Genomic DNA, 14085 nt, shown 5'->3' on the forward strand with positions numbered 1-14085 from the left:
TTTTTGATGACTAATCGACGCCGCATCTGACCACTGGCTTGCGCCCTTAACCCAAAATGCGTAGCGCGAATAACTCTCATTAGCGAATCGAATAATAGGGGGTCGCTTTGTCCATTTTTCGTGCGGCGCTGCTGGCGTCTGTCTGCCTTTGCGCGTCCGTCGCTTCGGCTCAGGAGGCGCCGGTTGCGGCGCCCGAAGCCGGCAATGCCGACCAGATCATCGTCACCGGACGCGCCCAGCGGCTCTATCGCACGGAAACCACGACTGTCGGCAAGACGGCGGAAGATCCGCTCAACATCCCTCAAGCCGTGCAGGTCATCAACAAGGATCTGTTCGCCGATCAGGGCGCGCGCGACGCGACCGACATCTACCGCAACATTTCCGGCGTCAGCTTCTTCAGCTATGCTGGCGTCACCTTCCGCGGCTTCCGGCAGGACCAGTCATTCTATGACGGCATGCGTGGCAACCCGTTCATCGGCTTTTCCGTGCCACAACTGTTCAACATCGAGCGGGTCGAAGTGTTGAAGGGGCCTGCTGGCCTGTTCTTCGGCCCCGGTTCGCCCGGCGGCATCATCAACTATGTGTCGAAGACGCCGGAGGACAGGACCGGCATGCGGCTCGTCGCGACCGCCGGCAATTACGACCGTCGCGGTATCTCCGCCGAAGCAACCAGCCCGATCGACGATGCTGGCATCGTGACCTACCGCCTCGGCGGCTTCTACGAGGCGTCGAACCCCTATCGCATCAATACGAAGAATGTCTCCCTGATCGGGGACGGTGCCGTTGCGATCAAGACCAATGAGGGCGGCAAGCTGACGCTTCAGGCCACGATCTACGATAACGACCTGCAAGCCAACCGGCTGCGCGGCGTACTGACCGACAATGACGGTAATTTTCTGGGCAATATCCGCTGGAATGCAAACGAACCGACCGACTTCCTGCACCTCAAATCGCAGGCCTATCAGGCGCGCTATGCCACGGCGATCGGCGATCGGGTGACGTTCGATGCGGGCGTGCGCTATTTCAAGGCGACCGAAACCCAGCAATATCACGAACCGCGCGGCTTCGTCGCTGGCAGCACCGACCTTGTCGCCCGCGAGTTTCGCGACCAGATCCGCGACGTCGATGGCCTGTCTTTCTCCGCTAACCTGACCGCACGTGTTGACCTGCTCGGCATGGAACACAAGCTGCAAACTGGCGCGGACTGGTATGACGAGACGAGCGTGCTCAATAGCCGAATTCTGCGCGCGGGCGTCACCCCGCTCAGCCTCAGCAATCCCGTCTACACCAACAGCGCGCGCGACGTGGCACGGGCCGCCCTGCTGCCTTTTACCGTCACTGACACGCGCACGAAGCGCAAGGGCGCCTATCTGCAGGACCAGATCAGCCTCACCGATGCCTTCATGCTCGTGGGTGGCGTTCGCTATGACAAGTTTGAGGACGGGGTGGTCGGCAACCGCTTTTACACCGATGACGACATAACCTTCCGCACCGGCGCAATCTTCAAACCGCGCCGCGATGTCTCGGTCTATCTCAGCTGGTCGCAGAGCTTCGAGCCGCAGAGCGCGTCGAGCCAGACGATCGATGCCGGCGGTCCTTTCGCCCCCGTGACCGGCGACCAGTTCGAGGGCGGCGTCAAGACCGATCTGTTCGACGGCCGGTTGCAGGCCAATTTCGCTGCCTATCGCATCGTGCGCAAGAACATCCTTCAGGCCGATACCAGCCTGCCTCCGGTCAATGGTCAGGATCAGTTGCGTCCGATCGGCGAAGTGACAGCCAAGGGCTTCGAGATCGATCTGTCCACCGACATTACCCCCAACTGGGTGGCCCTCGTCAATTACGGCTTCAATGACACAAAGATCACCGGGACCATCGCGGGACAGGCGATCACCAATGCCGTGGGCAATCGCTTCGCCAATGCACCAAAACACAAGCTTGGCTTCTGGACCCGCTATCAGTTGCCTGCGATCGACACTGCCATCGCCGTTGGCGGCGAATATGTTTCGAGGCGCATCAGTCTTTCGGGGCAGGAGGTTAAGCCCTACACCATATTCGACGCTTCGCTGACGAAGGGGCTCGGCTTTGCCGAACTGATGCTGCGTGTCGACAATATCTTCGACAAGGTCTACGCCGCATCGGGCTTCTCGGCACAGAGCGGCCATTTTCCCGGCGAACCGCGCACCTTCCTCGCTGAACTGCGCTTCAACTTCTGACCATGGCAAAGGCGCAGGGCAAGAAGGGACGCTCGCTCTGGTGGGTGGTGCACAGCTGGATCGGCCTCAAATTGTCGATCTTCCTGACTTTCATCCTGGCGACCGGCACGCTGGCAGTCTTCGCGCATGAGTTCGACTGGCTGGTTACGCCCGCCATGCGCGTTGCACCACGGGCCGAACCGGTCGCGTCCTGGGGGGCGTGGGCGGATGCCGCCGCCCGCGCAGCCCCCGATGCGCGTCTCCAGACACTCTATGCGCCGATCGATCCCTGGTTCACCGTTGAAGCCTGGATTGATCATGGCAAGGGTGCGCCCGAGCGCATCTATGTCGATCCCTGGACCGCGCAGGTGACGGGCCGGCATGACTGGGCCAATGTCCACCGTTTCCTGCGACAGGTGCATCGCCATCTGATGCTGCCTACGAAGATCGGCATTCCGCTCGTCTGTTCGCTCGCGCTGTTACTGGCCGTATCGCTTGTGTCGGGCGTCGTCACCTACAAGAAATGGTGGCGCGGCTTCTTCCGCATGCCACGCGGCGGGGATGGTCGTCGCCTGACGGGCGACCTTCATCGACTGCTTGGCCTCTGGAGCCTGTGGTTCGTGGCCCTGATCGCGCTGACGGGCATCTGGTATCTGGTGGAGACACTGGGCGGCAACGCGGCCGTCCCTAAACTACCCAAAATTGCCGCCGCGCCCGCGCCAGTGGGCGAGCGACTGGACCGGCTTATGGCCTTGGCACGGCAGGCAGACCCGAAGCTTGACATTCGCGAGATTCGGTTCACCAAAGATGGCGGCGTCGTTTTCCTAGGGCAGTCATCCGCATGGCTGGTGCGGGACCGCGCCAATGCCGTCGCGGTGGATCCGGCTACTGCCATAATCGTCGCCCGGCTGGACGGTCGTGATCTCAACGCCCATCAGCGCATTTCGGAAATGGCGGACCCGCTGCACTTCGGCACCTTCGGCGGCATATGGACAAAGGCCCTGTGGTTCCTGTTTGGAGCAGCGATGACGGCCATGGCCGTGACGGGAACGATGATCTATGCGATGCGATTAGCCAAAGCGTCACGCGCGCAAGGTGGCGCGATTGGAATCGCCTGGCGGGGTATGGGCATCTGGGCCTATATCGGCCTCGCTCTCATTCTGCTCGCTTTGGCGCTGACGCCGGGCGCGATAGGCGGCGCCAGCTAAATTCGACCCTTTACGGCCGTTCAGCCGCCGATTTTGCGTTCCCAGGTGCGGTCCGTCTCCTTTCCCATTCTGAATGCCCAAGACTGGCCGTAAGGAGAACGGCAGGTTCGAGGCGACCGCTATGGAATAGCTGCCATTTCTGATAGCTTGTAGAATGGTTGCGAGCCGTTGCCTTTCGAGCATCTGATGAGTTTCAAAGGCCTGACCGCTCGCAATTAGCCGGGGGCGACCGCGCCTAAGGCTTCGATAATCCTGCACTCGGCCACCGTCCCTCCGGCGCATGAAACGATCACGGCATTAAGCTCACGCCTTAATGCCTGCAAATCCGCGATCTTGCGGTCCACTTCCAGAAGGTGCGCGCTAGCAATGCGATCAACGGCTGCGCAATCGCATGTGCGGTCATCCGACAGGCCCAGAAGCGCCCGCACCTGGTCGAGCGAGAAGCCAAGGTCGCGAGCACGGCGAATGAAAGAGAGGCGCCCCAGCTCATTCGCTCTGTAATCCCGGTAATTGCTGCTGTTGCGCGGCGGCTTGGGTAACAGGCCGATCCGCTCATAATAGCGGATGGTCTCGACCTTCGTGGCCGTTGCCTTGCCCATTTCGCCGATCGTGAATGCCATGGCCTTAACTCTGTAGTTGCTACAGGCCCTACATAGGTCGTCATCTTTTGGATTGGGAGATGGCAAATGGCGGCAGGCTGCTGCGGCGGATCGGCGGATAACAGCAAAAAACTGACAGACCGGGCATGGCGCCAGGTTCTGTGGATAGACCGCATTGGCGTCGAAGTTATCTGCCGCGCTGGATGCGCCCTGCCCCCCCTGCCCGACGATCAGGTCCAGCGCGAAGCCGACCGGCAGGAGGATATGGCGGCGATGCGTGCGACAGTGTGCCCGCTGGAACGGCGCAAGGCGATGGAAAAGGGTAAGCTGGCGCAGATCCTCGCCCGGATCGAGGCGGCGCTAGACCATGCCCCTGAGCGTGAGTCACAAAACCATTCTCAACCGCTAATGGATTCATTTATAGAAGAAAATCAGCAGAGTTGGCCTAGCCGGCCAACGCATCAGCGCCCGACGGCGCACCAGTGACGCACCCTTCCACTCAACCAGCACCGCCATTTCGAAAGGCTAATCCAGAGGCACCGCTTCGCGGCGCATATGCGCCCCAGCGGGAGCAAGCGGCCTGGGCAGCGCGTCCTTGCCACCGCCGGAAAAGCCGATGCTTGTGTTTTGTCTCAGGTGCAAAGCGGTCAGAGAATGACGAGATGATCTCGCCGGTCTGTTGTTTTGGCATTGAAGGCCTGAACCGCGCCCCATCGATCCAGGGTCGCGGCATGGCTGATGGAGGAAACAGGATCCAGTCAGTCTTGATGCATCCTGGCTACCCGGTTTTCCTGCGATGGCGGGATGCTGCGGCCGCCGAGCGTGTTTTCATTGTACACGCAACAACAAGTTGAGGCAAAATCGGATATTTACCTCTCCACCTGGCCTGCCAGCCTATGAAAGCCGCGATCGGCTTGCTTTTTCTGCGCCCCCGCCCCGCCATGGCGCGAATTGGCCAGATTCTTTCAGATAGTCTGCCCGGTGGTGATGTCGTCCGGCACTCGACTGGCCCGACATCCACATCTGCGCAGAAAGATATCCTTATGATATTCGATAGCTATCCAATATCATAAGGATATCACGTAGGATAATCTCACTTGACGCGACACCGGCCTGACGCAAGCATCGGGTCCATGAGTCCGATCGAAAAAGCCGCCCGCGCCTTGTGCCGCGCCCATGGAGATGATGATGAGCAGGTGTCGGGTGGCGCTCCGCGATGGACGGCTTTCCTGCCCCATCTCATGGCGGTGATCGACGCGCTGCACGAACCGGACAGCGTGATGAAGGATGCCGGTTCGGAAATCATCCGCCATGTGGGCGAAGAGGAATCCGAAGCGGGCCATCGCAGCGACGCGGCCAATGTCTGGCGCTTCATGGTCGATGCGCTGCACCAGAACGGTCGTCACAAACTGGCGGAGATCGTTGCCCGCCCCCATGAGTAGCTGCTCAGTAGTTAGCTATCAGATACCAATAAGATACTCGATAGCTAACCGTTAACTTATTCCCCGCGCTGGTGGTCCAGCGCCGCCAGCGCCTGTTCCAGCACCGCGCCCAGCGGCAGGTTCATGGCGTCGGCTATGCGATAGAGTTCGCTGATCGTCTCCTCGGTCGCCTTGATGTTGATCTGCCGGTTGCGCCCGGTCACATGGCGGCGTGGCTGGCGGACGGGCGGCGCGACGGGGGAGGGAGCAGGGGGGCGACGTCGCTTCACCTGTCTCTCTCTCTCGCTGCCTCACCTGTGGCCGCAGTGCCTGCCTTGCGGCTTGGGAAGCCGCTGCTCTGCGCGATTTTCTCGATCGCGTCGGCGGGCACGGGCTTGGCCCCATTGTCCGATCCGAAATCGTCGAGATCGCCGAAGGGATTGGCCCTGCTCATCCTGTCACCTCGTCCGCCTTGGCCGCGCTTTTCCGGTTGGCGCGCAGCTGCTCGATCACTTCCACCGCAAACTGTTCGGCATTGGCGATCGCCTTGTCCAGATTGGACACATCCTTCGGGTCCAGTTCCTCCAGCGTCTGACGGAAGGAAAAGATCGCGCGAAACGCCTCGCGCTCGTGCAGCTGCGTCGTGAACATCGGCACGCCCGCCCCGACCAGCCCGTCCTGAATATGCCCCATGGTGCGGGTGCGGATGATCGGGCTGGTCCGCGACAGCAGCACGCCATAGGGCACCGCTGTGCCGGTCATCTTCTCATGTTGTTTCAGCACGCAGATCGCCCGGCTCGCCTGTTCCGCGTCCAGCTGCGCCCCCTGCATCGGAATCACCACCAGATCGGCCTGGCTCACCGCCAGCAGCACGATCTTGGCCGCCATCCCTTCCAGATCGACGATGACGAAGGGGGTCTGCGCAGACGCTTCCTCGATCCGGTCCAGAATATTATCCTCGTCGACATCGGCGACGATCGACAGATTTTCGGGCAACTGCGCATCGCGCCCCCACGCGGCGATGGGATGATTGGGATCGGCGTCGATCATGGACACTTTGGCGCCGCGCGCCAGCTGCGACGCCAAAAGCAGGGCAGCGGTGGTTCTCCCGACGCCCCCCTTGGGACTGATGAAAGCGATGGTAGGCATAAGCTAGTCGTATAGCTATCCGATAGCATAAGGCGATCCGATAGCTATCTGGTATCCTATAGGTATCTTTTCATAACGATTACCAAGGATTTCCTTTGCGATCCGAGGTAAAGCCGTTATTCGCAAAAGGCCCATGCGATCGTCGTCGATAGTTCATCATTTCAAGCGGATCGCCGACATATGGCTAATGGCGTCTGTCCATTTCGATGCTTTCCGTGCAGAACCCCGCGCCTATTTGACCGCGACGAAATGGTGGATCAAGCGCAAGCGCGTGCGTGCCCGCGGACAGTTTGCACCGCTGCTCAGCCAGTCGCCGCGTGCCTATACTCTTTGGGTATTGCGACAGGAACAAGAGGAACGGTCGTACAGCGAGCCTGACGCTGCTTGCCCGATCATCGCACTTATCGACCTCCACGGTGGCACTGATCCAAAATTCTTGGCGCTCACGCAGCAAAACATGATGATGGAAGGTCTGGCGCCGCTGGCGATTGGCAGCCCGGAAACACCCACGCTTGCCGCCGCCATTGCCCGCATCGACTGGACCGCCAAACCCTGGCTGATGCCGGTCCGTCCCGGCGACAGGATCGCTCCCGGTGCGGCAGACGCCTATCGCGCTGCCATGGCCAGCACTGCGGCGCGCATCATCTATGCCGACGACGACCTGCTGATCGGCCGTCGTCGCGCCAGGCCCTATTTCAAGCCCGACTGGAACGGCGAACTGTTCCGGCATCAGGATTATCTGACTGGCGCCTGCATCGTCCATGCGACGCGCGCCGATCTGGAGGCCGTTGCCGACGACAGCGCAGATGACGGGGCCGACTGGGCCGCAGGGCTGGTCGCGACCATCGTGGAGCAGGGGCAGGACACGCCGCTTCATCTGGGCGAGATGCTGCACCATCGCCGTCATCGCCCGTCGCCGCGCCTTCCCGCCCGCCCGATCGCCATTGCCCTCGACCTCCCGCCGTTGTCGGTCATCGTGCCGACCCGCAACCGGGTGGACCTGCTGCGCACCTGTCTCGATGGCGTCGCGGCGGCCCATTATCCGCAGGTCGACGTCATCGTGGTCGACAATGACAGCGACGATCCTGAAACGCTGGCCTATCTCGCCGCGCTCGATCCCGTCCGGCACCGCGTGCTGCGCCATAGCGGCACGTTCAACTATTCGGCGATCAACAACCGCGCGGCGGCGCAGGCGCAGGGCAGGCTGCTCTGCCTGCTCAACAACGATATCGAAATGACCGACCCGCACTGGCTCGCCATATTGGCGACGCAGGCCCTGCGCCCCGAAGTCGGCGCGGTGGGCGCGCGGCTGCTCTATCCAGACGGCCGCATCCAGCATGCCGGCGTGGTGATCGGCGTCGGCAATGCGGCATGCCATGCCCATCGGTTCCTGTCGCCCGATGAGGAAGGCTATTTCCACCGCCACAACCTGCCGCAGTTCACCATGGCGGTGACCGCCGCCTGTCTGGTGGTGGAACGCGACAAGTTCATGGCGGTGGGCGGCCTTAACGAACAGGATTTCGCCGTCGCCTTCAATGATGTCGATTTCTGCCTGCGTCTCAACCAGCGGGGCTGGCAATCGCTTTACGAACCCCGTGCGACCCTTATCCATCATGAATCGGTGTCGCGTGGGCTGGATCGTGATCCGGTGGGGGCTGCGCGTTTTGCGAGCGAACTGGCCGCGCTCAAACGTCTCTGGAAGACCGACGAAATCTACGACCCTTACCATCATCCGCAACTCAGCCGTGCCAGCGAACAGTTCTCGGTGGCGTTATGAACATTACGTCCCGCCTTCCCCTGCCACAGGTCACTTTGTGCGCGGTCAGTTCGGTCAATGTCGCGGCGACCGTCCAGGCGCTGGAAACCAGCCTGGCACAGGTTGATGTCGCGGCCGCGCTGCTTTTGACTGACAGTCCGGTCCAGGTCGATCATCCCGGTATCACCGTCGTACCGATCGCGCCCATCACCTCTTCGCGGGCCTATTCGGACTTCATCCTGACCCAGCTGGCCGATCATATCGACACATCCCATTGTCTGATTACACAATGGGACGGCCATGTGCTTGACGCCTCGCGCTGGCAGGCTGAATTTCTCGACCATGATTATGTCGGCGCCAGCTGGCCGCAATTTACAGATGGCCATGATGTCGGCAATGGCGGCTTTTCCCTGCGCAGCCGTCGGCTGATGCGATTATGCCGGGATTCCGCTTTCCAGCCATCCCATCCCGAAGACGTTGCGATCGCCCGTATCAACCGCAACTGGCTGGAGGCGCAGGGCATGCGTTTTGCATCCCGCGCACTGGCAGACCGGTTTGCGGCTGAGCGGGCAGGGGATGTCAAAACCAGTTTTGGCTATCATGGCGCCTGGCTGATGCCGCAGGCTCTGGGTGTGGAGCCATTCTGGAACCTTTATCGCGAACTGGACGATCGCGGCACGATCCGGCATGACTTTGCTTCGATATTGAAACAGATTGGGCGGGGACGGGGAGGCTGGATACGCGCCCTGCGCCTGATGCTGGACCAGTTCAGGCGGTAACGCCACCACCTCTTCAAGCCCTGAAAGGGACCGACGCGCTTGACCAACATCTTTCCCGGCCTGCCCCTAATCGAATCCCCGCTATTCCCGGCGCTGAAGGTGGAATGGGGGCTAAGCGCAGAGGAGGAGCGGATTGCCTATGATCTGCACGAAAAAGGCTATGCCGTTTTCGATTTCCCCGACGTCGACCTGGACGGCCGCATAGGGCGCATCCAGCAGCATCTGGGGCCACGATATGGCATCGATTTCGCCGATCCGCACAGCGACAAGACGAACGGTCAGCGTCGCGTGCAGGACGCCTGGCAATTTGATGAAGATGTTCGCGCCATCGCTGCCAATCAGACGGTACTCGATCTGCTGAGCAAACTTTACGGTCGCCGGGCCTTTCCCTTCCAGACGCTGAATTTCCCGGTCGGCACGCAACAGGATGCCCATTCGGATTCTGTCCATTTTTCCAGCCTGCCTGAAAGGTTCATGTGCGGCGTATGGCTGGCGATGGAGGATATCGGGCCGGATGCGGGGCCGCTCTTCTACTATCCAGGCTCTCATAAATGGCCGATCATGACCAACGCGCTGATCGGCCGCCGCGGCTATGGCAGCGACCTTGCATCCGCGCAGGACCCTTATGGCTCTGCATGGCAAGCCTTGCGCGAAGTGCACGGTGCGCGGGAAGAATGTTTTTTGCCGCGAAAGGGGCAAGCGCTCATATGGTGTGCCAATCTGCTGCACGGCGGCAGTCGCCAGAATGACCCCACTCTCACCCGCTGGTCGCAGGTGACCCATTATTATTTCGACGACTGCATCTATTACACCCCGGCCTTCTCGGACGAAGCGGTCGGCAAGCTGGACTTGCGGAACATTTCCTCTATTCATGATGGAGAAGAAAAAAAAAATAAATATTTAGGAGAAGAAGTAAATGTGGAATCTAAAGAAAATATAAAAAAATCAGGAGTGAAAAGGAAAATTTTTCGTATTTTGAAAAAAACATTTAAGTAAAAATAATTATATTATAGTGTTATGGATCAGTTTGGTTCATATTAATACGAACTGAAGAATTTGGCACATGGCCGCCTCCTGCGTATATCAGGACATAATCCGACGGTTATTCCAGGTCGCCAAATCAGATATCAGCGAAACCAGACGTCGATCATATCCTGCCGTTGCATCAGCAGGACGTCCTTCTCGGACTCATTCAGCCTGACCTGCCCCCCGGCAGTCCCTCGGTCATAACGAGAGTCTTGGGGTTGAATATGACGGCCCGGACGCCTGCACAAGCGCGTCGGGCATGATGGTCTCGTCCTGCACGAAGGCTCGACGCGTTTGTGCAGGCGTCCGGTTTCCCAAAGATGAGTGGGGCCGGACATTGTTGTAGTCGTAGCGGCAGATCGCCAGCTTCCGGCGGGCATCGGCCAGGCTGTCGAACAGTTCCTCATTGAGCAGCTCATCGCGCAGCGAGCCGTTGAAGGACTCGATGAACCCGTTCTGCTGAGGCTTGCCGGGATCGATGTAATGCCATTCGACCCGGTTCTTGCCCGCCCATTCCAGGATCGCCCGACTGGTGAATTCGGTGCCATAGCACATTGGGAAGCGGCCCCTCGAAGGGGCGCACTGCCTTGATGAAGGCAAGGGCGCGTAGCGCCCGCAGGCTTCATCAAGGCGGTCATGATCGGCCCGCAGGTCTCTAAAGTGAAGTTGTCGACTCAACCCTTTGGAGACAGACCGACCATGACCAAGCGTAGCTCTAATCCCACCGACGCCGTGCTGGTAGCCATCGATATGTCCAAACACCGCCAGGAGGTCCTGATCGAACGTCCAGAAGGCGGACCCCGACGTCGCATGACGGTGATGGCGACAAAGGCAGATTATGATCGCCTGGCCACGGATCTTAGCGACATCGGGCGTCCGATCATCGTCGGCTTCGAGGCTACTGGTAACTACCATCGCACGCTGGCGCATCGCCTGCTGTCCGCCGGCTTCGAGTTGCGCTTGATCTCGTCCGTTGCCTTGGCTCGAACGCGCGAGGCTCTGCACAATGGCTGGGACAAGAACGATTCCAAGGATGCGCAAGTGATCCTGCACATGCTGCGGATTGGCGCCACCCAGCGATACGTCGATCCGCTCGCCGCCGGGATCAACGACCTGCAGGAGATGTCGAAAACGCACGAGGCGATCTCCAAGGCTAAGACGCAGACATGGCATCGCATCCTGACCCACTACCTGCCGCTCTATTTCCCGGAGATTGAACGCTTCGCTGGCAACAGCCGATCCGACTGGTTCCTTGCTCTGCTCGAACGATTCCCGACTCCAGCCAGCATGACTGTGCTCGGCCAGGAGACTTTCTCCCGCGAAGCATGGGACTTGGTCGGCCGCAAAGTGTCCAAAGCCCGGCTGATCAACGATATCTACGAGACCGCCTGCGCCTCCGTGGCGCTACCTGTCGACGAGGATTCCGTCTCGATCGCTATGTTCCGCATGGTGATCGCCCAAGCACGCAACCTGATCCGGCAGCGCGACGAGATCGAGCGAACGGCGCATGCCATGCTGGCCGAAAACCGCGATTATCAGCTTCTGCGCATGATCCCCGGCATTGGGCCCATCAATGCGTTGACCATTCTCGCCGAGGCAGGCGATCTACGCCGCTTCAGCCATCACCGTCAGTTCCTGAAGTTCTGCGGTCTTGATCTTGCGACCCGGCAGTCCGGTACATTCCGAGGCCGCACGATGCTGTCCAAGTACGGTAATGCGCGATTGCGGCGGACCTTTTGGATGGCTGCCCAGGTCGCCGCACGTCAGCGCAACAACAGTTTCCGCGACAAGCTCGGACGATACACTGCCGGGCACGCGGATGATGCCGATCGTCGCCGCAAGGCGATGACGGCGCTCACCGCCAAGATGGCGCGCGTTGCCCATGCCGTCATCAAGACGGGGACAGAGTACCGACCGTTCCTTGAACGGTCGGATGCCAGGTGGAAGGACCCCTCTCTGCAAGTGCCGTGAGGGCGCGAAAGCGACCCTGTAGATAATGTTCGGGCCTTCCACCTGGGTGCGTATCTCGTTCTAAGGACGGTGAGGACCACGGCCGCTTCGGCGCCGCTGGATCCTGTGTTTGCTATGGCAGGGAGCGATCCCGTTGACGGTGGAAGCCATCTGGCTCAGAATGCATGCCTCGCCGCTCAATGCCGGCGCATAGAGATCTGTTGACCAAATCTCGCTTTCCTTCGTGACCCAGGACGTTGTCGCTGACAATGCAGGCCGGTTTGCCATGGAGGCGCACCAGCATGTCGAGTTCGCGCACCACCCAGGCGCTCGAGATGCTGGTATCACCCACCAGACACAGATTCTCCCGGCAGCAATCATCATTGATGGCCAAGATCCTGAACTTGCGCGAGGCACCGAACGTGTCGGAGACAAAGTCCGTCGACCAGCGCGCGCCCGGAACCAGCGGCACGGGCATCGGTGTGCGGCTGCCACGCGCCCGTTTGCGCCCACGACGGCGGCGAACCGACAATCCGTCCTCCCGATACAGCCGGTAGAGCTTCTTGTGGTTCATGATCATCCCCTGGCGTTCCGGCATGATGCCGATCCGGCGATAGCCCCAGCACCTTGAGCACCGTGTCTCGCCGCAAACCTGGTGTCGTCAGACTTTTCCCAACAGATCCTTCAGGATCACATTGTCGAGCATGCTGTCGGCCAGCAATCGCTTGAGCTTGCCGTTCTCCTCCTCAATCTGGACACCTCGAATAACCGGGTGATTTTGGTCTGATGGCGTAGGAAGGGGCACGCGGCGCTGATGAAAGGCGGCGTTTCGGCTGCATTGGCGGCGTGATCGCGGTATCGGCCGAGTTCGGGACGCCAATTCCATGTCATGCAGGCGTAGTTCTGCCCTCGAGCCATGCAAGGCGCTGGAAGTTATAGACCAGGTTGGCCATGCCGATCTTGATCCTGGCACGAGCGATGCCGATGGTACGGATGACGAGGCTTATGCGGTGTTTCTGTCCGGCAAAGACATGCTCAACGGCGGCGCGTACCTTTGAGCGCCTTGCATTGGCTCTGGCTATCCGTTCAGGCAGCGGCCGCCTAGGCAAGCGCTTCTGGTGGATATTGCTGGTGAACATGCCCCTCGCGAGGAATGCCTCGTTCTTCTTCGATCGATAGGCGGTATCGGCCCAAACGCCCGAGGCGGTGTTCTCCTTGCTGATCAGATCGGGCAGTCGCGCCCCATCATGGGCATTGGCGGCGCTCGCATCCCAGGTGCGGATCAGGCCGTGAGTCCGATCTATGCCGATATGATTTTTATAGCCGAACATCGGAATGGCCAGATCGACCGGTTTTGTCGCCCTGGGATCGGCGCCTTCCTGGGCCTTGGCCTTGGTATATTTGATCGACCAGCGCGCATCGCGGTCTTTCTGCCGAACCCTGGCCGGCGTCCAGTCCTTGGGGATGCGGCCTTCCTTGATCGCCGTTTTCTCCTCCTGGGTGTTGCGCTGCTTGGGCGCGGGCACGACGGTGGCATCAATGATCTGACCGCCCATGGCCAGATATCCCCGGTCCTTGAGCGCGGCATCGAAGCGCGCGAATAGCCGGTCGATCGCCTTGGCCTTCACAAGCCGTTCGCGGAACAGCCAAACCGTGGTGGCATCGGGCACGGTGCCTTCCAGCCCCACGCCCAGGAAACGCTGGAACGATAGCCGGTCCTTGATCTGGAACTCGGTCGCTTCGTCGGACAGCGAATACAACGCCTGTAGAACCAGGATCTTGAACATCAGCACTGGATCGAACGGCGGTCGTCCGCCCTTGTTACGAGGGCCGCGTCGCAGCGCGGCCACCAGCGGTCCCCGGAATAGCTCGAAGTCCACCACGGCCGACAACCGTTCCAGGGGATCGCCCGCCGCGCTCAGCACCTCGTATCGGTCCGAAAGATCAAAGAAACCCGGCTGTACTGCCATCTCTGCCTCCGCTGTCGCGTACCGGCAGTGAATCA

General features: G+C 60.4%; 12 protein-coding genes and 3 pseudogenes. 8 read left to right on the forward strand and 7 right to left on the reverse strand.

Features of this window, described 5'->3' with window-relative positions:
- Window positions 1-107 precede the first annotated feature (107 nt).
- Window positions 108-2213: a TonB-dependent siderophore receptor gene (locus ACI6S0_RS19020; RefSeq protein ID WP_434403955.1), complete on the forward strand. Its 2106-nt coding sequence runs from the start codon at window positions 108-110 to the stop codon at window positions 2211-2213.
- Window positions 2214-2215: 2 nt separating this feature from the next.
- Window positions 2216-3400, forward strand: a complete 1185-nt coding sequence (locus ACI6S0_RS19025) for a PepSY-associated TM helix domain-containing protein (protein WP_434403956.1) — start codon at window positions 2216-2218, stop codon at window positions 3398-3400.
- Between the two features lie 215 nt (window positions 3401-3615).
- Here the strand turns inward: ACI6S0_RS19025 and ACI6S0_RS19030 are convergent, their stop codons facing one another.
- Window positions 3616-4020 carry a MerR family transcriptional regulator gene (locus ACI6S0_RS19030; protein ID WP_434403957.1) on the reverse strand — a complete coding sequence of 135 codons (405 nt, stop codon included), beginning with the start codon at window positions 4018-4020 and terminating at the stop codon, window positions 3616-3618.
- Between the two features lie 66 nt (window positions 4021-4086).
- On the opposite strand from ACI6S0_RS19030, the gene ACI6S0_RS19035 reads away from it, so the two are divergent.
- Entirely contained in the window at window positions 4087-4485 is a 399-nt protein-coding gene (locus tag ACI6S0_RS19035; RefSeq protein WP_434403958.1) for a hypothetical protein, read from the forward strand.
- 647 nt (window positions 4486-5132) lie between these two features.
- Window positions 5133-5441 (forward strand): hypothetical protein, encoded by a 309-nt coding sequence (locus ACI6S0_RS19040; protein ID WP_434403959.1) that lies wholly within the window; start codon window positions 5133-5135, stop codon window positions 5439-5441.
- A 56-nt stretch (window positions 5442-5497) separates the two neighbouring features.
- Here the strand turns inward: ACI6S0_RS19040 and ACI6S0_RS19045 are convergent, their stop codons facing one another.
- The 3 genes from ACI6S0_RS19045 to ACI6S0_RS19055 are packed head-to-tail and all read right to left on the reverse strand — an operon-like array spanning window position 5498 to window position 6569.
- Window positions 5498-5710 (reverse strand): hypothetical protein, encoded by a 213-nt coding sequence (locus ACI6S0_RS19045; protein ID WP_434403960.1) that lies wholly within the window; start codon window positions 5708-5710, stop codon window positions 5498-5500.
- Entirely contained in the window at window positions 5707-5874 is a 168-nt protein-coding gene (locus ACI6S0_RS19050; protein ID WP_434403961.1) for a hypothetical protein, read from the reverse strand. Before ACI6S0_RS19050 ends, ACI6S0_RS19045 begins: the two co-directional genes overlap by 4 nt.
- A complete protein-coding gene (locus ACI6S0_RS19055; RefSeq protein WP_434403963.1) occupies window positions 5871-6569 on the reverse strand; it encodes an AAA family ATPase in 699 nt (232 codons plus the stop codon). The genes ACI6S0_RS19050 and ACI6S0_RS19055 overlap by 4 nt, the downstream gene beginning before the upstream one ends.
- 457 nt (window positions 6570-7026) lie before the next feature.
- On the opposite strand from ACI6S0_RS19055, the gene ACI6S0_RS19060 reads away from it, so the two are divergent.
- The 3 genes from ACI6S0_RS19060 to ACI6S0_RS19070 are packed head-to-tail and all read left to right on the forward strand — an operon-like array spanning window position 7027 to window position 10100.
- Complete coding sequence (locus ACI6S0_RS19060) at window positions 7027-8346, forward strand: glycosyltransferase family 2 protein (RefSeq protein ID WP_434403964.1); 1320 nt, start codon at window positions 7027-7029, stop codon at window positions 8344-8346.
- Window positions 8343-9104: a DUF5672 family protein gene (locus ACI6S0_RS19065; protein ID WP_434403965.1), complete on the forward strand. Its 762-nt coding sequence runs from the start codon at window positions 8343-8345 to the stop codon at window positions 9102-9104. The genes ACI6S0_RS19060 and ACI6S0_RS19065 overlap by 4 nt, the downstream gene beginning before the upstream one ends.
- A 39-nt stretch (window positions 9105-9143) precedes the next feature.
- On the forward strand, window positions 9144-10100 hold the full coding sequence (locus tag ACI6S0_RS19070; protein WP_434403966.1) for a phytanoyl-CoA dioxygenase family protein: 957 nt from the start codon (window positions 9144-9146) through the stop codon (window positions 10098-10100).
- A gap of 228 nt (window positions 10101-10328) precedes the next feature.
- Here ACI6S0_RS19070 and ACI6S0_RS19075 read toward each other — a convergent pair.
- Window positions 10329-10676 (reverse strand): annotated as a pseudogene (locus ACI6S0_RS19075) (integrase core domain-containing protein); the annotation flags it as partial.
- Between the two features lie 153 nt (window positions 10677-10829).
- Here ACI6S0_RS19075 and ACI6S0_RS19080 point away from each other — a divergent pair.
- Window positions 10830-12123 (forward strand): annotated as a pseudogene (locus ACI6S0_RS19080) (IS110 family transposase).
- Between the two features lie 213 nt (window positions 12124-12336).
- Here ACI6S0_RS19080 and ACI6S0_RS19085 read toward each other — a convergent pair.
- Together ACI6S0_RS19085 and ACI6S0_RS19090 are read right to left on the reverse strand one after the other, a co-directional pair.
- Window positions 12337-12831, reverse strand: a pseudogene (locus ACI6S0_RS19085) (IS3 family transposase); the annotation flags it as partial.
- A gap of 136 nt (window positions 12832-12967) precedes the next feature.
- Window positions 12968-14050, reverse strand: coding sequence for an IS5 family transposase (locus ACI6S0_RS19090; protein WP_434403967.1), 1083 nt, complete (start codon window positions 14048-14050; stop codon window positions 12968-12970).
- Window positions 14051-14085 lie beyond the last annotated feature (35 nt).

It is taken from the genome of Sphingobium sp. DN12 (genome assembly GCF_051058005.1).
Lineage (GTDB): Bacteria > Pseudomonadota > Alphaproteobacteria > Sphingomonadales > Sphingomonadaceae > Sphingobium > Sphingobium yanoikuyae.

Bases quoted from the DNA above. Each gene is read 5' to 3' on its own strand.
- ACI6S0_RS19030 (WP_434403957.1), bottom strand. From the start codon at position 4,020: ATGGCATTCACGATCGGCGAAATGGGCAAGGCAACGGCCACGAAGGTC.
- ACI6S0_RS19090 (WP_434403967.1), bottom strand. From the start codon at position 14,050: ATGGCAGTACAGCCGGGTTTCTTTGATCTTTCGGACCGATACGAGGTG.
- ACI6S0_RS19050 (WP_434403961.1), bottom strand. From the start codon at position 5,874: ATGAGCAGGGCCAATCCCTTCGGCGATCTCGACGATTTCGGATCGGAC.
- ACI6S0_RS19025 (WP_434403956.1), top strand. From the start codon at position 2,216: ATGGCAAAGGCGCAGGGCAAGAAGGGACGCTCGCTCTGGTGGGTGGTG.
- ACI6S0_RS19065 (WP_434403965.1), top strand. From the start codon at position 8,343: ATGAACATTACGTCCCGCCTTCCCCTGCCACAGGTCACTTTGTGCGCG.
- ACI6S0_RS19055 (WP_434403963.1), bottom strand. From the start codon at position 6,569: ATGCCTACCATCGCTTTCATCAGTCCCAAGGGGGGCGTCGGGAGAACC.
- ACI6S0_RS19035 (WP_434403958.1), top strand. From the start codon at position 4,087: ATGGCGGCAGGCTGCTGCGGCGGATCGGCGGATAACAGCAAAAAACTG.
- ACI6S0_RS19040 (WP_434403959.1), top strand. From the start codon at position 5,133: ATGAGTCCGATCGAAAAAGCCGCCCGCGCCTTGTGCCGCGCCCATGGA.
- ACI6S0_RS19060 (WP_434403964.1), top strand. From the start codon at position 7,027: ATGATGATGGAAGGTCTGGCGCCGCTGGCGATTGGCAGCCCGGAAACA.